The following is a 17,372-nucleotide window of genomic DNA, read 5'->3' on the forward strand; positions in this document are numbered from 1 at the left end:
TTAGAGTTATCGAATACTCAATTATTATCAGAATGGCGCCAGTACCATTTCCTTTAGGGAAATGGTACTGGCGCCTTGCTTGCCTTAGATTATTACGGCGTTCTTATTGAGCGTCAGGTTTAGGCATATAGTCATTATCACGGGTAAAGATATTCATAAACTCCTCACCAGTGATGGTCTCCTTGACCTGCAGATAGCGTGCGAGCTCATGGAGCTTGAAGAGATTCTCGCGCAGAATCTTGAGGGCGTTTTGGTGAGCCTCCTCAACAATGTGCATGACCTCCTCGTCAATTTCTTGGGCAGTGCCCTCTGAGCATGTAAGCGAAGCGTCCCCAGATAGATAGCGATTTTGCACCTGCCCCAACGCTACCATGCCAAACTTATCGCTCATGCCATATTGCGTAACCATGTTGCGTGCCAGCTTAGTAGCACGCTCGATATCATTTGAAGCGCCGGTAGTAATCTGTTTGAAGATCAGCTCTTCTGCAGAACGGCCACCGCACATTACCGCAATCTGCTCCATTGTCTCTTCTTTTGTGACCAAATAATGTTCGTCGTCTTCTACTTGCATGGTGTAGCCCAATGCGCCGGAAGTGCGCGGAACGATAGTGATCTTCGAAACAGGAGCCGATCCTTTTTGAGCCGCTGCCACCATTGCATGGCCAATCTCGTGGTACGCCACGATCTTTTTCTCACGCTCGGAAAGCACGGTAGACTTGCGCTTTTCGCCTGCAATGACAACTTCAACAGACTCTTGAATGTCTTCTTGGGTCACACGGTTGCGCCCCATACGAACCGCACGAAGAGCTGCTTCGTTGATGATGTTCGAAAGATCTGCGCCAGATGCGCCAGGAGTAGCCCTCGCAATGACATCAAGATCGATATCGCCAGTCATCTTCACATCGTTGGCATGAAGAGCCAGAATGGCTTTGCGACCAGCAAGATCAGGAAGCTCCACCGGCACACGGCGGTCAAAACGCCCAGGGCGCAGAAGGGCTGGGTCCAGAGTGTCTGGGCGGTTGGTAGCACCAATGACCACAATACCCTTGTGATTGTCAAAGCCGTCCATCTCGGTGAGCAGCTGATTGAGCGTCTGCTCGCGCTCGTCATTGGTGGACAAACCAGCATCACGACGTTTGCCAACCGTATCAATCTCGTCGATAAAGACGATGCATGGAGCCTTTTCATTTGCCTGCTTGAAGAGGTCACGTACCTTGGCAGCGCCGCGACCAACAAACATCTCGACAAATTCAGAACCGGAGATGGAGAAGAAGGGCACCTTGGCCTCTCCAGCCACAGCTTTAGCCAAAAGGGTTTTACCTGTGCCCGGAGGGCCTACGAGCAAAGCGCCGCGTGGAAGCTTTGCGCCAATAGCCTCATAGCGCTGAGGCTTCTCGAGAAAGCTCACCAACTCAGCCAATGATTCTTTAGCTTCATCTTGACCTGCAACATCCTTAAAGGTGACTCCCGTCTCTTTCTCGGCAACCACCTTTGCGCCGGACTTGCCAAAATTGCCAAGTCCGCCGCCACCAAAAGACATAGAGGGGCCATCGTCACCCATGGCTTTTTTCATTTGACGGTTGAGAGCCCAGCCTCCCAAGAGGATAAGAATGAAGGGAAAGCCGTAAAGCAGCAAAGCAAGCCAGAAGTTGTCATTGCCGTCCGGAATCTCTGCAGCAAACTCAACATTATGCTTTTCCAAGCGCTCGACCAGCGTATCGTCACCGGGGAATCGATTGGTGCGGTAGGTTTGCGCGTTATCGCCCTCGCCGCTTACAAAGACGATAGACCCGGTCTCTGTATTAAGCTGCACTTTATTTACTTTGTTATCATCCACCATCGAGATAAAAGTGGAATAGTCAGTCTCTTTGACCGTGTTAGGTATCACTGACGGATACACAAAGGCTCGCAATATCGCGAAGACAATAAGCGCGATAATGACATAGAGCATCATTGATTGACGCTTCTTCTTATTATCCATGCCTGATGTTGCCTCCTTCAAGGACGCAGGCTACAGAAAAAACCGCCTCGTGGTTCCCTCTCTGTGGAACAGGCGTTTGCCTATATAACCACATTTATTAGAGAACATCGTTCAATGGTCGAGCGACTGTTGAAAACGCCCACAAACCGTCATTCACTTGTGTCGCCTCTTCGAAGCCAATTCCCAGAAGAACACTGCAGAAGCAGCGGCCACATTGAGCGAATCCACCCCATGAGCCATGGGTATTCTTACTACATGATCCGCCTGGGCAATAGTGGTCTCTTTCAGCCCATCGCCTTCGGTTCCAAACAGCAACGCCACCCGTTCAATCTCGTGCACGCGAGGATCGTCGAGACTCCAAGAGTCATCTGAAAGTGCGCAGGCAAGTACTTCAAAACCGGTTTCATGGAAGAGCTCTATGCCTTGTTCAGGCCAGTCTTCAAAGCGAGCCCAAGGTATATCAAATACCGCACCCATTGAAACTCGCACACAGCGCCTGGAAAGTGGATCGGCACAACGTGGCGTGATGAAGACTGCATCTACACCCAAAGCAGCAGCTGATCGAAAAATCGCGCCCACATTGGTGGTATCAGTCACATCCTCGATAACCGCCACCAAGGAGGTGTCATTTAAGATTATACGTGGATCCTGGGGAGCGGGCCTCTCCATAGCGCAAAGCACCCCGCGATTATGGGGATAGCCTACAAGTTGACTTATTTGGTCACGAGGCATAGAAAAAACTGGCACTTCATCATCAATTTGTGCCAAAAGAGAAGCGATAGATTCTAATCTTCGATCTTCCACAAGAAATGCCAAAGGCGTTATACCTGCATCTAAAGCAGACTTCACTACTTTTGAACTCTCTGCAATGAAGATGCCATTTTCTGCCTCTCTTCTCCTGCGCAACTCGTGGTCGGTAAGAGAGAGAAAATAATCCAGTTCTGGTGCATGAGCAGCCTGTGATGCCTCAATGACCATGAATGCCCGCTTCCCTATCCCTATTAATAAATATTACATATACTAACCAGACTTATTACCTACCGGTATAGGTTACGATATGGGGCATTGATTCGGTAACCCTCCGCTTGCGATGCACGGCAAGCTATACCTATGAAAGAGAGTTTTCATGCCCTTGAGTCCTAAAGGCCATGCTGCTCATCTTGCCCAAGGTTTCCCTACCGGCGCCTTGGCAGTCAAGGCATCGGTATTCCAAAATAAGTTTGGAACCCTTTCTGCCAATAAGATCAACAAGGCAGGATCTTCTCATAAAAAGCCTAGCAAGCTCCCTCCCTTCCTCAAACCTTTACTTGCTACTGTCTTGGCGCTTGCCGCTATTTATGTGGCAGGCGGCTTCTTCTTTTCTCACTTCTTCATGCCTAATACTTCTATTCAGGGACGCAACGTTTCTCTCAAAAGCATAAGTGAGGTAGCGGGCAGTCTTTCCGACAGAACTGACGCCTATGTGCTCAAAGTCTCTGGCAATGGTCTGGATTTTTCCATTCCTGGAAATGAGATTGACTTGTCGTTCGATGCCTCCAGCTATGTCAAAAGTGCCATTCAAGAGACACATCCTTGGGGCTGGCCATTTGAAGTGTTTATTCCTCATGCCATCGATCATGCCCGCGGATCTTCTTATAGCGTGGATAAGGTTGCTGCCTTGGTTAACGAGGCGTGCGAGGCCCATAACAAAGATGCTAAAGACCCAGTAAACGCCACCATCGCCTTTGACAAAGGCTCTTCAATGTTTGCCGTAGTAGCAGAGCAGGCAGGAACAAAGGTCGATACCGATAAAGTCTTACAGCAGGTTAACGATGCCCTCTCCACCCTGGAAACCTCTGTAGAGCTTGGAGATGACGTTTTAGTACAGGCTTCTATCACTCAAGATGACGAAAGTCTGGCCCAAGCTGCCGAAGCTGCCAATGGTTTTCTTTCTGCAAAAATCACTCTGGATCTCGATGGCAAAAATGCAGGCACCATCGATTCTTCCAAGATTATCGATTGGGTAACCCTCAACGATAGCCTTGAGGCCACTCTCGATGCTGATGCAGTGACTGCTTGGGGCCGCGATGTGCTTTCCAAAGAGCTTGATACTGTGGGTTCAGAGCGTTCTTATACTCGCCCAGATGGAAAACAGGTCACGGTAGTTGGCGGCACATACGGTTGGAACGTGGACTCCAAATCTCTGGCCACGCTTATTACTGAAGCCGTAGTTGCAGGTGAAACCACCACTATCAAGGTTCCCACCTATCAAACTGCACAAATTCTTCCCGGTGACGGCGGACGAGATTGGGGCAATTCTTACGTCGACGTCGATCTCTCCGAGCAACATGTCCGGTATTACGACGACAGCGGCAACCTTGTCTGGGAAACCGATTGCGTCTCTGGTGATGCGGCTAAAAACTACCAGACTCCCACCGGCGTCTATTTCATCAATAGCAACTTTAATAAGAGCGCACCCGCTTCTGTGCTTCGTGGGAAAATCGACCCTGAGACAAAAAAACCTGAATACGAGACGCCTGTGGCCTATTGGATGCCTTTTGTAGGCAACTCTGTAGGTCTTCATGATGCTGATTGGCGCAGCAAGTTTGGTTCTAACATCTATGAATACAACGGGAGCCATGGGTGTGTGAATCTACCTCCCGACAAGGCGGCTGAACTTGCAGGCTTAATTAACGTAGGCACAGTTGTGGTAGTGCATAACTAGCCATGCCCAAATCTCACTCGATCCATGTTTAGTGGGCTCCCAAGCATTGTCACTACTTGGGAGCCCACTAATATTCTTTTATCAAGGTGCTAATTATCACTCAAGGTTCCATAGGCACTATCGATGCGATTGGACGGTATTAGTCGCCATCGCACTATGGCTGAGCCAACGGTGCTCTGTCTTACAGTTCTTCAATTCACAAGATAGCTGCTCGCTTGTCACATTGCCTGGACTCAAATCCCAAATCAGAATGCCGTCACTTTTGGACGATCCGTCATCACCGCTTGTACAGTCTTCAAGCCAGAATCTAGAAGTGGGCACTTCTCGTAATTGCAGCTCAGAAGGATAAGCGATGGATGCATCCGCAAGGTTAAAGGTGCACTGCTGAGAAACTGTCCCGTCATCAGACACCGGTTCTTCTCCACTAAACACAATCATCTTTCTCAACAGACAGCCCTCCCCCTCTTTTCCCAACACCTTTAGCTCGATTGGAAATGCCGCAATTCCATGGAAGTCGTTGAGATCACAGACACTCAAACGCTTCGTGACTCGAAGCGTTTTTGGTACCACTCCCACATTCCATTGCACAGAGTTGCTCTCTAGCTCGATGTTTCTTTTCGTTCTTGTAGAAACTAGGGTGCGCGAAAGATTGCTGTAGTGTCCAGCAGCCGCATCATGCTTAACAGGGACAGTGATTCTAAATTCAAGATCCAAGGTCGCAAGGCTGGTATCGAGCGCCATAAGCGTAATTCTTTGCCCCGCTATAGACACTTTCCAATTGCTAGTCACATCACGTCCTTGCCTTATCACTTGGACTTTGGCAGCACTCGCATCTAAACAAGAATCTAAATCATCAACCAGCTGAGTCATTACTGGTTTATTGTCCTCCACCACGTAGGGCAGTTTTTGGTGCACTAGAAATGTGACAGATTGTCCTTGGAGTATATAGGGGGCATTGCCTGAGGGAGATTCGCCATCTATTGTTTCAATAGCCTTTGTAGGGGCATAGACTGGATCGTCTTTGAGCTGTGGATACGTAGCCGGATAGATGGCTCCAATGGCCGTGCTGCAGCTCTCTCCCTGCCAGGTAAACTCACAAGACCCTCCTGTGATATAGCCTACAAAGCTAGTTAAAGGTCCGTCATCGGGTCCTTGAGCAGAGTGCAGATATCCCTGCTTGAGATCCTCAAAGCTAAGTTTTGTATTTCTTAATACATATAATTCACCGTCAAACCCCGAATGGAGGGTAAGAGACTCGTTTGCAAAAGGGCCTATTGTCGATTGATCAAGGTCTTGTACCCACATAAGTATCTTTTCTTTGCAGGGCTCATGAGTATCGGAATAGGTAATGGAGTAGCGAATATGAGTCTTAATCCCATTGCGATGAGCCACATCCCCTGGGCCTCCAGGTCTATCTGCGTACCCAACTGAGGCTCTCAGGTGCAGGTAGTAATCTTTATAGGGAGTGGATAAAAAACAAGGATAATAGCCCGTATCATCCGGGGAATTGTGGCACCAACTCACATCAATGGTCACTTTTAAATCAAGTGATCGTCCATGCAAGGTTGTTCCTGCATTTTTATATGTCAAGACTACAGCATTATTGATTGTTTTAGGGCTTGTTGGAGAGACATAGGAGGCATCATTTATCAAGTAATCGGTTTCTCCCCCATCAACTTTAGTAATGATCTGTGGAGCTAACTGAACGCTATCAGGAGCCCTGCCTTTCATATGGTCCAGATAGCCCTCAGTCATAGGAGCATTGTCAAAGCTATCTACTATCTGGGCATTGAACGATGTAGCAAATGCCAGTCGTGGCCAGAGAAGAGCTACCAACATTCCTACAGCAGATACAACCAGACTCAAATGGTGCAATTTGCAGCCCAAGAGTCTCTTAATGTCTATTTCATTCAAATTACTTCTCATAGTAGTCTTCTTCCACTCACTACTAAACCTGTGAGCGCCGCCAAGGAACCACCAAAACAAAGCAAGCCCACTAATAATGGAGTTGCTAATGAATCGTCACCGGTCTTAGGTAGCTCAGAACTCGCAGGGGGTAGCTCACGACCCATAACTAGCAGCTCTGTGGTGACTCCAGCCAATGCTTGCTCATTGGTAAGGCTTGATGGAACAGCTATCTCACAAGTGATCGCTCGGCTGCTATGCGCAGGCAGCTGCGCCAAAACAACGCCCTCCAGCAATGTACCGCCCTCCAAAGTACCCTCATAGAGGACTGTTTCTTCATCCAATAGCCTCATCGATACCTGCGAGAGCAGCGCGTTAGAATCTTGCCGGTTCATCTCATGATTATTCGTAGTACTAAGCACTGCCTCTAATGCATAATCAGAGTCGTTCGAAAGCCAAATAGTAGCCAGATCACTATCTCCGGGAAGCGCACGAGAGAGCTTATCTATCAGAGATGAAGCCTCACAGCTAAATCCTTCTGGACCTCCATAGCTAAGATGAGCATTCATGGCCAACGCACTGCGAGCCCCCGACACTGTAGAAAGGGCTATCACAAACAAGATCCATAAGGTCTTTCTCTTCCATCCAAGAGCCTTTTGAATCCGTCTCACTGGTCATTCACCTCCCCGTGGGCATCTAGGGTCTCTTGGACCTGCCATATTGCTGGCTCTGGAGCTACCTCATCCCAGGGAGCATCCGATTCAAACTCTGGAGTGAAGTTCTGTGCCTGAATAGCCTCCACTTGAGTCACTAGAGTTCGTTCTGTGCCCTCAAGCAGATCATTTTCTGGCTCCAAGACCGTCTCTTGCCAGCTAGTCCACTCCCCCTCATCCAATGGCACAATTCTGTAGATATATCCATCCGCACACTTGCGATAAGACTCCCCTTGACCTTCGGGGACTTCATTTATTAAGAGGGCTGTTCCATTCCTATCAACTATCGAGGTAGAGATGCGTATCCAACAGTTCGCACCACGATTGTGGATATCCACCTCATGAGTAGGGCCTATCTCCCCCACCACTTGCTCCGAGGTCAAGCCTTTATCTTCCAGCTCAATATCCACGGTGTGCATAAATGCTCCGGTGATAAACGACCAGCTATCTCCAGAGGCGCCCAAGGCCTGTAGCGACACTTTTCCCAGACTTACGCCCGTTACTGCTGCTACTGTCAAGACAAAGAAAAGTCCTTTGAGAAACTTTCTCTTATCCTCTTCTTCCCTTGCCGAGAAAAGCGGCCTCCTCAGCTTCAATCCTCGGCCCTTAATCTGCTTACTCACCAGGCTCACTTCCTCTCAAAGCCTCAAACGCCTCCTGGGGACTTTGAAACCCCTCGGCTTGTACGCTTTCGCCTAACACATAGATGTCAAAGGCGCTGGAACTGTGAGCAGTAAAACCGTCTAGGACGTAAGGTGTAGCAGCTTGAGGCTCAATGGCTGACAAGCAATAACGCCATCCATCCTCATCCGGTGCAGTCCATCCATCTAGATCAAATTTATAGTTTGTTGCAGCATCGTCTATCGAGGGGGTAATAAGCGCACGCACAAAGCAGGAACAATCTCCGGTATTTATAAAACGCACGCGTTTTGTTACCCAGCCCTCCTCATCAGGAATGGGATCGAATTCTTCGTCTACCTCGATGGTTTGTAGCGCGACTTTAAAATCATTGCGCTGCACTTGAGATTGGGTAGTTAAAAAAGACCAAACCGCACCGCAACCAAGCGCCACCACTCCTAGGATCACAATTAAAGCACCTACAATATGAGATCTATTTGCATCAGATCTCAAAGAAGGACCCCACCATTGATGCCATAGCCTACTCATCATACAAATTTGTTTTTTAAGCATGAGATATCATCGCCTCTCATGCGTTTTGTGTCTGATAGGCTGACCAGGCAGCTTCGGGTGTCTCGAATCCCGCTGCCTGAATCGCACAGCCAGTAATATCGATTGAACAAGGTCCACTAAAGGATCCTTCTATGAGATTAATCAACCTCACTTTGGTAAAAAGGGGCGGAGTGGACTTGTGTACTCCCACCGGCTGCGTTGCGAGATAGGTATGGAGCATAGCCGCTCCATCGTCTACCAGCTGTGGCTCCTCAGGCTCTATCCACCCTTCTTCCAAAACCCATTCGAAGAGTTGCTGAGGCGCTTCTTCTTGTCGGGCCCCTTCGTCAGTGGCAGTGGCCACAGTAACATATGGAACCTTTACCTGCGCGATCATCCAAACTGCGGTGTCGCTCTCATTTTTGATTTGAGGGTCTTTCGCTACTTCCTTGGTAGGTGTGACATTTTGGGAGGCATCCGGAATTCCATCACCGTCAGTGTCAGTGGTATCCCACGCTGGCTCCTCAATGGATATCTTCAAATATTTCACTACAGTGAAGGCATTAGAAACTGACTGACTGTCGGTAAAGTACGCCCAAAGACCTCCCACACTGAGCAACAACAAAGCGGCAAAAGCCACTATGGCTGCCCGTCGCCTGTGCAACTTGCTAGAGGACCGAATCCTCACCCGTTTACTCATCCAATTCATAACCACCCCTTCCTAACCAATGGTTTTATGGCAACTCCTCGAATGGCAGGCAAATCTGACAGCAAAGACCAGCGCCACGAGTCCCCCAAAAACCAAGGGGAACGCACGTATAAGCAAGATGGGCCAACCTATTCCAGGAATAACTGTCACCACCCGGCCTTTTAAATCCTCTCTACCTACCGTTCCGGGATCTAAGGAAGAATTGTTATCTCCCTGAGTAACGAGGCCATATCCCCTGATGGCCTTAACTCGATGAGCCACTAATTGGCCCCCACGATCAAAGCAAATGATGGATCCCACCTGCACGTTGTCATAATCTGCCGGCAGCGTCATCACAAGAGAGCCTGGCGCAAGGCTTGGAAGCATTGACCCGCTTCTCACCACATACACACGAGCGCCTAAAATCCAGGCGAGAACTAATACAACTAGGACAACATGACCAGACCACTGCCAGCGGTTCATTAACAAGTGAAGGCCTTTAGGTCCAAAGCACCCATATACCATAGGCATCCACGCATATTATCTACTCATAGCTATTTAACAGATGCTCACGCACATTATTATGTCTATATATTCAATTACTTTATCTTTCCATCCATAGCGATTCCCCTCCCTTTCTCCCAAGAAGAAAGGTTTCCAATACAGTGGACGGCACAACATAATGCATTATGCAGGGTGCGTCCTACTTTGGTTGTATTAGATGCTACAGAAGCACTCCTAGACATAAGGAAGCTCCCGTAAGCCAGATATCCGCATCTTCTTTCGATACCTGGTATTATCCACTGGCTCACTTAGCACCTATATCAAATGCGCAAAGGTGGGCGCCTCAGCCGACACTCTTTCAACTCCTCACCGGCTTCCTTGCCGAGAAAAGCCGCCCCTCCAATGGATGCGCGGTCCAGCTGAGAAACATTATCAAGGGACAGTTCCCGAAGGTCAACGGATAACGATACCCGATCGTTCTCCTTCACATAGCATACATGATTATACTTTCTATACTTATTTTATTGCATCGAATTATTTGCATCTAAATCGTCCAAGGCACATGGGTTTGTTGCTCACTAAACTTAGACCTCGCGCAACAAAAATTGAGCGCTGCCCTCAAAGACAGCGCTCCATAATGTTCTATAAGTGATACCTCGTGACCCTCAATCAACCGGCTTGGATCCGCAAGAACCCAACCCTATTCCTTCTCGGCCAGTGCGCGCGGAGTGGGGTACCTAAAGCTCCCTTGCCTAACGGCGGTTGTAAGGATTGGCGCCTCCGCGCCTCTTCCCTGCGCCTGTGGCGCCAGCGGCCATCTGGTTCATCATGCGTTTCATGGCCTTGGGACTCATGTCGCCTCCGTTAGCCATGGCGCGGATCTTGCCCATCATTCGGTTCATTTCGCCCCATTGTTTGATGAGGGCATTGACCTCCTGCACAGTGCGACCAGATCCTTTGGCAATGCGCGAACGACGCATACCGTTGATGATTTTGGGACGCTGTCGCTCTTCGGGGGTCATGGAACGAATCATGGCCTCGATGCGTACCAACTGGCTCTCGTCGGCTGCATCTGGAGTTTGCCCCAACATGCGCTCGCCTCCAGGCAGCATAGAGATGATCTTGGACAATCCACCCATTTTGCGAATGGATTGCAGCTGGTGAAGCATATCGTCCATGGTGAAGCCTTCGCGAAGCATCTTTTCGGCGCGGGCCATCTGCTCCTCGTCGGCAGCCTGTTGAGCAGCGTCGATGATGCCGTAGAGGTCGCCCATCCCCAGGATGCGCTTGGCCATGCGATCGGGATGGAAGACCTCCAGCGAGCTGGGCTTCTCTCCCATGGAGACAAACTTGATGGGCTTGCCGGTGACTTCGCGCACCGAGAGCGCGCCGCCGCCGCGAGCATCGCCGTCGAGCTTGGACATGATGACGCCGTCAAAATCGGTGCGCTCGGCAAACTCGGTGACCACATTCACGATATCCTGGCCGGTCATGGCATCGACCACCATGAGTACCTGGTCGGGACGAACCGCGTTTTTGATGGCCGCCGCCTCTTGCATCATGGCTTCGTCGATCTGCAAGCGGCCAGCAGTATCCACAATGACCACGTCGCGCAAGGTATCCACGGCTTCTTGCACAGCGCCCTTGGCGATAGCCACAGGATCTTTGCCGTCGCCTCGATAGACAGGTACGCCAATCTCGCCGCCCAGGGTTGCCAGCTGATCGGCGGCTGCAGGACGATAGACGTCGCAGGCAGCCAAAAGGGGGCTGCGCTTCTGCTTCTTCAACAAGTAAGCGAGTTTGGCTGCAGCAGTCGTTTTACCGGAGCCCTGAAGGCCCACCAGCATAATGACGTTGGGAATGCGATTCTGTGCGAGCACCAGCTTGGACTCGGTGCTGCCGAGAAGCTCAGTCAACTCGTCCAGCACGATTCTCACGACGTTTTGAGATGGCGTGAGGGATTCCAGCACCTCGCTGGTCATGCAGCGCTCCTTGCAGGAGGCCACAAAGCGCTTCACTACTTTGAAATTGACGTCGGCCTCAAGGAGCGCCAGGCGAATCTCGCGCATGGCGACGTTGATGTCATCCTCGGTAAGGCGGCCTTTGCCACGCAGCCTGTCAAAGGTGTCCTGGAGGCGATCGGAAAGACTGTTGAACATGAAGAAAGCTCCTTAGCTCCTTATTCGTCGCCAACCAACGCACGGCAGAAGGCAGCTGCATCAAAGCGTTGGAAATCGTCGATGGACTCCCCTACGCCAATGCGCAGTATAGGCAGCTTGAGATCGTGGCTGATAGCTACCGCGATGCCACCTTTGGCAGTGCCGTCGAGCTTGGTGACGATAAGCCCGTCCAGCTCCAGCGCATCGTTAAACTCCTTTGCCTGGTTGAGGCCGTTTTGACCAGTGGTTGCATCGATTACCAGGACTACCGCTACGGGCATCTGGGCGCGTTTTCGCGTCACCGACACCACCTTGGCAAGCTCTCGCATGAGATCCGAGCTGGTATGGAGTCGTCCGGCAGTGTCGATGAGCACCAACTGGGCGCTGTCCTTCTCGGCAGCCTCGAGGACGTCGTAGCACACCGCAGCGGGGTCCGCACCGCGATCGCGGGTGACGAGGGGCACATGGGCGCGCTCGGCCCAGACGTCCAGCTGCTCGATGGCGGCAGCGCGGAAGGTGTCGGCGCCGCCGATGATCACTGGGGTACCCTGCTCTCGAGCGGCGTTGGCGAGCTTTCCCACCGTGGTGGTTTTACCCGCGCCATTGATGCCTACGAAGAGCACGCAGGAAGGGGCCTCATCGAAGGGGTCGCGGGCGATGGGGGTGAATTCGTCTGCCAGGCGCTTGGCCAAGGCCCGGCGCAGCTGGCGGTCAGTGGTGAGGTTTTCTCGGGCTGCCTGCTCGCGCAGGTCGTCGGTGACGTTCATGGCCACCTCGGCGCCCAGGTCGCCCATGACAAGGGTGTCTTCTAGGTCTTCCCAGAAGTCCTCGTCTACCTCGCCACCAAAATAGAAGATCTCGTTCAAGGCCTCGCGGGAGCGCGATAGACCTTTTTTAAGGCGTTCGGCGAATCCCATGGTTAGACATCCACCACCTTTCCGGTTCGTTGATCTAAGCGCTGAGACACGACGCGGCTCACGCCATCGGCTTGCATGGAGACGCCATAGAGCACGTCTGCTTGTTCCATGGTACGCCGTTGGTGCGAAATCACGATAAGCTGCGTAGATTCTTTAAGCACTTCGATAGCGCCCAAGAGCTTGCCCAGATTGGAATCGTCTAGGGCGGCCTCTACCTCGTCAAAGACGTAGAAGGGCACCGTGCGAGTGCGATAGACCGCAAAGAGCAAAGCCAACGCGGTCAAAGATTTTTCGCCACCGCTCATGAGGGCCAGTTTGGGAATACGTTTGCCTTTGGGCTGAGCGACGATCTCGATACCCGTTTGGTCGGGATGATCGGGATCAGTGAGCTCGAGGTGAGCCGTGCCGCCAGGGAAGAGCATGGAAAAGATCTCTTCAAAAAAGCCATTCACCGTGGCAAAGGTCTCCAGGAAGGCCCGACGCATCTTGCGATCGATGGCTGAGGTGATCTTGTCCAAAGCGCCCTTGGCGCTCTCCAGGTCTGCCAGCTGGGCGGCAATGTAGTCGGCACGCTCTTTGAGCTCGCGGTACTCCTCCATGGCCACCTGGTTCACCGGCCCCAAATGCTCGATGGCGCTCTTGGTGCGAGCCAGCGCCGCCTCATCTGCTGCGCGATCTTCTGGCGCAGGCAGCTCCAGGGCCTCTTCTATGGGCATAGATCCTGCCGCACGCACGGCCTCCACTGCCGTTTGCACCTGCACCTCGAGCTTTCCTGCCTCCACCAACAGCGCGTTCAAGGCGCTGTTGGCTTCCTCGAGCTCTTTGGCGGCTGCAGCAGACTCTGCCTTGGCATCGTTGATGGTGCGCTTGAGCGAATCTGAGTCAGCCTCTGCAAGGCTGGCGGTGTCGCGCAGACGCTCGGCCCACTGAAGCACTCGCTCATGAATGGCCTCGTAACGCTCGTGCAGCGGGTCGATACGCAGGCGCAACACTTCCAGTGAGCGGGTTGACTCCACCGCTGCCACCCGCTGGCGTTCCAGCGATTCGAGCTCGCGGCCCATGGAGTCCACCGTCACCGAGAGATGGCGGATGCGCTCATCCATAGTAGCCAGTTCCAGCGAGCGCTCGTTGGCGTTCGCACGGGCTTCGGCCTCGGCGGCCGCCAAGTCGCGGCGACGCTCCTCTGCCTCGGCTATCTGGGAAGCCAGCTGGTCCAACTGGGCCTCTGCGACCTTAATCTGACTGTCGAGCTCCGCGATGCGCGGGGTGGCGTCTGCGGTCTTCTCGGCAGCCTTGGCCCGGCGCTCAGACACCGCTTTGAGCTCGGCCTGAGAGCGCTGTTGAGATTGTTCTAGGCGAGCCACCTCACGGCGCAGACTCGACTCCTCGCCAATAAAGGAGGAAAGCTGGCTCTTGGCCGCCTCTGTCGCGCGGCATGCCTCGTCTGTGGCCTGACGGGCAGCCGCCACGGCCGCCGAAGCCTCTTTTTGCGCCTCCTCCAGCTGAGGGAGGGAGTCTTCCAACTCGTGGATGCGGCGGTTGCGCTCCAACGCTCCCCGGTCCGTGCCTGCAGGGAGGCCTACGCGCACGCGGCCATCAGTCCCCGCAACCACCGCGCCGTCGCGGCTCACATAGGACCAGCGAGGCTCGGCCAGATGGGCCTCCAGCACCCTGCGTGCATCTTCTACCACAGCCACTGCCGAGAAAAGCCTGCCTTCCAACCTGCCGGCCTTGAGTCCCTGGGACGCCATCTCTTCCAAGAAGGGCGCCGCTCCAGAAGCCGGCATACAGGCAGGGGCTTTAGGCGCATCGCCACCGTCTGTGGGCGCCACTTGCACCGTCACATCGCCGGAAGCCTTTGCAGCCGCCAGAGCACAGGAGATGAGCGCCTGGGCGTCTTGGGGCGTGGAAGCCACGATGTCTTGGAGGCCTGCGGCTAAATAGCCCTCTGCAGCCTTTTCGAGAGAGGGGCAGAGGTGCAACTCTGAGGCCACCGTATGAGCTGCCAGGGCTTTGAGCGCCGCATCCTCTTGGATTCGAGCCATGCGGGAAGTGGCAGCCACAGGGGTGGCTACAGACTTCAGAGCCTTGAGAGATGCCTGGGCTTCGCGCAACGCACCTTGGGTCTTGTCTTGGGCGGCCCGAGCCTCCGAGAGGGCTCGGGATGAGGAGGCCTGGTGCTTCTCGGCAGCAGAAACGTCGTCTCTGGCCTCCTCGATAGCACGGGTGTGCTCGATCAGGGAGGCTCTAAGGCTGGTAAGCTCGGCTTCTGAGGCCTCTAGAGTCTCGGAGATGGCATCCATGCGCTGGGCGAACAAGTCATCTTCTGCCTTGGCGTTGGCCACCTGCTCCTGCAAACGGGCCCGGGCAAGCACCGCCTCGTCGCTGGCGCGCTGGGCGATGCGCTGATCGGCGACAAGCTGAGCCGCTTGGGAATCCAGGTCAGCCAAGTCTTGGGCAGCCTTCTTGGCGGCAGGAGCCAGAGACTCGAGCTCGCCCGAGAGCAGCTGGTGGCGCCCCTTGGCCTCCTGAAGGTCTTGCTGGGCCTCGGCCAGGGTGGCAAAGGCGGCATCGTGGCGGCGATCAAGCGAAGACAGATTCATGCGGGTATCTGAGAGGCGCGCCACCATGTTGCGGCCTTTTTCCTCTAGAAGACCCATGTCAGAGCGAAGGCGCCCCAGCTGGTCTTGTACTCGGCGGCGCTGCTCGCCCAAGTCGCCCACAAAGAGGCCTTTTTGCTCCAGCAGGCTCTGGAGCTTCTCCAAGTTTTTGGCTTTTTCCTCCGAACGGTAGCGAGCCAGCTCCACGGCTGCCTCTGCCTCTGCGCGCTGAGACCCCAGCGCCTGCCACTCGGCTTGAAGCCGGCGCAGGTCGTCCACGGCCAAAAGGGTCTCCAAACGCTGGCGCTCGCTCTCCAGATCTGCGTAGCGCTGGGCTTTGTCCACCTGGCGCTCCAAGGGACGCAAACGCCGACGCATCTCGCGATCTAGGTCACGGGCCCTTCGCACCGATTCCTCCATCGCCTTGAGCTTTCTGGTCGAGCGCTCCTTGCGCCGTCGGTGCTTAGAGATGCCAGCAGCCTCCTCAACAAGCGGCCGCAGGTCCTCTGGCCGACTGTTGAGCACGCTGTCGAGCTTGCCCTGGCTGATGATGGAATGGGTGTCTTTGCCCAGGCCCGAGTCATGCAAGATGTCCTGGATGTCCATGAGGCGGCTGGGCGAAGAGTTGATGAGGTATTCGCTTTCGCCTGAGCGATACATGCGGCGGGTCACCGCCACCTCGTCAAAGTCTACCGGCAGCTCATGGGCCGAGTTGTCCAGCACCAACGTGACCTCAGCCACACCCACTGCAGGACGCACAGAAGACCCCGAGAAGATCACGTCTTCCATAGCTTGGCCACGCAATTGCTTGGCAGATTGCTCCCCTAGCACCCAAAGGATGGCGTCGCTCACGTTGGACTTGCCGGAGCCGTTGGGACCCACCACCACATTGAGGCCTGGGTCGAAGGAGAGCAAAGAGCGGTCAGCAAAGGACTTGAAGCCTTTGAGGGTCAGTGACTTGAGGTACACGTCCCCTCCTCGTCAAAGTCGTGGGCCAGCACCGAGCCGCACAGCGCACCGTCGGCACGCCCTTTGGTGAGGCGTTCCAAGGCGTCTGCCGCCGCCTGGGCGCTGGCATGCTTTTTGGAAGAGCCGCTGCCCCGACCCACACGAATGCCCTGCACCTTGACCACCACGGTGAAGGAAGGGTCGTGAGCAGGTCCTTCTTGTCCTACCACCACATACTCGGGAGCGCATTTGAGCGTGCGCTGCACCAGCTCTTGCAAGGCAGACTTGGGGTTGGAGGGAGCTTGCGCCTCATGGTTGTCGATGCGATCTTCCAGCGTGCCCAGCACGAACTCCCGGGTCTTTTGGATGCCCGCATCCAAATAGAGGGCGCCCACCAAAGCCTCGTAGACGTTTTCCAGCGCCGAATGCATGCCCCGGGCGCTCTTGGACTTCTCAGAGGCGCCAAAGGCGATGCAAGGGCCTACCCCCAGATCCTCTGCCACGGCAGAAAGGGTTTCTCCGGACACCAAGGAGGTCTTGAGCCTTGAGAGGGCTCCCTCGTCCAGGGAAGGGTAGCGCTCGAAGAGCTCTTTGGCCACGATGGCGCCTAAGATGGAATCGCCCAAAAACTCCAAGCGCTCATAACACTCAGAGACCGGCATACCTTCGGTGGCTGAGGGATGGGTGAGTGCGCTCTCGATATAGCGGCGACAGGAAAAGTGATGGCCCAGGATGGCCTCTGCGGCCTTGACCTGGGCCGGTGTTGCTTTTGGATTCACTATTGTGCGTTGGCGATCATAGTCACCGCGTCGCCCAGCGTCTTGATGGAGGTCAGGTCATCGTCGTCGATGGTGATGCCCAGGTCCTCCTCGATGGCGCTGACCAGCTGAATGAGGTCCAGCGAGTCTGCCGAGAGGGACTCGAAAGTGGTCTCAACAGTGAGCTCGTCTGCGTCGACACTCATGGTCTCGGCTACGATATCTGCAACCTTTTCAAAAATCTCATCGTTATTCATACCCTACGCTCCTTTGGTTCCAAGCGCCGAAGCACCTGTTCGCGATGGTTTGCATTGTAGTGCATAGC

14 protein-coding genes are annotated in these 17,372 nt (G+C 53.7%); 1 reads left to right on the forward strand and 13 read right to left on the reverse strand.

Annotated elements, in window-relative coordinates; genetic code table 11:
- Positions 1–103: 103 nt before the first annotated feature.
- Positions 104–1,981 carry an ATP-dependent zinc metalloprotease FtsH gene (gene ftsH, locus E5334_RS06800; RefSeq protein ID WP_275438970.1) on the reverse strand — a complete coding sequence of 626 codons (1,878 nt, stop codon included), beginning with the start codon at positions 1,979–1,981 and terminating at the stop codon, positions 104–106.
- A 153-nt stretch (positions 1,982–2,134) separates the two neighbouring features.
- Positions 2,135–2,959 (reverse strand): TrmH family RNA methyltransferase, encoded by an 825-nt coding sequence (locus E5334_RS06805; protein WP_136012843.1) that lies wholly within the window; start codon positions 2,957–2,959, stop codon positions 2,135–2,137.
- A 148-nt stretch (positions 2,960–3,107) separates the two neighbouring features.
- Here E5334_RS06805 and E5334_RS06810 point away from each other — a divergent pair, with 148 nt between their 5' ends.
- Positions 3,108–4,685 (forward strand): L,D-transpeptidase family protein, encoded by a 1,578-nt coding sequence (locus tag E5334_RS06810; protein ID WP_136012844.1) that lies wholly within the window; start codon positions 3,108–3,110, stop codon positions 4,683–4,685.
- Between the two features lie 117 nt (positions 4,686–4,802).
- Here the strand turns inward: E5334_RS06810 and E5334_RS06815 are convergent, their stop codons facing one another.
- From E5334_RS06815 to E5334_RS06865, 11 genes are all read right to left on the reverse strand, one after another.
- Positions 4,803–6,611: a hypothetical protein gene (locus E5334_RS06815; RefSeq protein ID WP_136012845.1), complete on the reverse strand. Its 1,809-nt coding sequence runs from the start codon at positions 6,609–6,611 to the stop codon at positions 4,803–4,805.
- Positions 6,608–7,159, reverse strand: coding sequence for an LPXTG cell wall anchor domain-containing protein (locus E5334_RS06820; RefSeq protein ID WP_136012846.1), 552 nt, complete (start codon positions 7,157–7,159; stop codon positions 6,608–6,610). Before E5334_RS06820 ends, E5334_RS06815 begins: the two co-directional genes overlap by 4 nt.
- A 98-nt stretch (positions 7,160–7,257) precedes the next feature.
- The gene (locus tag E5334_RS06825; RefSeq protein ID WP_136012847.1) at positions 7,258–7,926 is read right to left on the reverse strand and encodes a hypothetical protein; all 669 of its coding nucleotides are present in this window, start codon (positions 7,924–7,926) and stop codon (positions 7,258–7,260) included.
- Positions 7,919–8,494: a hypothetical protein gene (locus E5334_RS06830; RefSeq protein WP_136012848.1), complete on the reverse strand. Its 576-nt coding sequence runs from the start codon at positions 8,492–8,494 to the stop codon at positions 7,919–7,921. The genes E5334_RS06825 and E5334_RS06830 overlap by 8 nt, the downstream gene beginning before the upstream one ends.
- Positions 8,495–8,510: 16 nt before the next feature.
- Positions 8,511–9,113, reverse strand: coding sequence for a SipW-dependent-type signal peptide-containing protein (locus tag E5334_RS06835; RefSeq protein ID WP_167604339.1), 603 nt, complete (start codon positions 9,111–9,113; stop codon positions 8,511–8,513).
- A gap of 81 nt (positions 9,114–9,194) precedes the next feature.
- Positions 9,195–9,692, reverse strand: a complete 498-nt coding sequence (locus E5334_RS08920) for a signal peptidase I (protein WP_136012850.1) — start codon at positions 9,690–9,692, stop codon at positions 9,195–9,197.
- Positions 9,693–10,417: 725 nt separating this feature from the next.
- Positions 10,418–11,824 (reverse strand): signal recognition particle protein, encoded by a 1,407-nt coding sequence (ffh, locus tag E5334_RS06845; protein WP_136012851.1) that lies wholly within the window; start codon positions 11,822–11,824, stop codon positions 10,418–10,420.
- 20 nt (positions 11,825–11,844) lie between these two features.
- The gene (gene ftsY, locus E5334_RS06850; RefSeq protein WP_136012852.1) at positions 11,845–12,741 is read right to left on the reverse strand and encodes a signal recognition particle-docking protein FtsY; all 897 of its coding nucleotides are present in this window, start codon (positions 12,739–12,741) and stop codon (positions 11,845–11,847) included.
- A 2-nt stretch (positions 12,742–12,743) separates the two neighbouring features.
- The gene (gene smc, locus E5334_RS06855; RefSeq protein ID WP_136012853.1) at positions 12,744–16,310 is read right to left on the reverse strand and encodes a chromosome segregation protein SMC; all 3,567 of its coding nucleotides are present in this window, start codon (positions 16,308–16,310) and stop codon (positions 12,744–12,746) included.
- Positions 16,292–17,068, reverse strand: coding sequence for a ribonuclease III (gene rnc, locus E5334_RS06860; RefSeq protein WP_136012854.1), 777 nt, complete (start codon positions 17,066–17,068; stop codon positions 16,292–16,294). The genes smc and rnc overlap by 19 nt, the downstream gene beginning before the upstream one ends.
- The gene (locus tag E5334_RS06865) at positions 17,068–17,304 is read right to left on the reverse strand and encodes an acyl carrier protein (RefSeq protein ID WP_136012855.1); all 237 of its coding nucleotides are present in this window, start codon (positions 17,302–17,304) and stop codon (positions 17,068–17,070) included. Before E5334_RS06865 ends, rnc begins: the two co-directional genes overlap by 1 nt.
- Positions 17,305–17,372: the final 68 nt, after the last annotated feature.

Source organism: Muricaecibacterium torontonense, assembly GCF_004793925.1.
In the GTDB taxonomy this organism is placed as follows: domain Bacteria; phylum Actinomycetota; class Coriobacteriia; order Coriobacteriales; family Atopobiaceae; genus Leptogranulimonas; species Leptogranulimonas caecicola.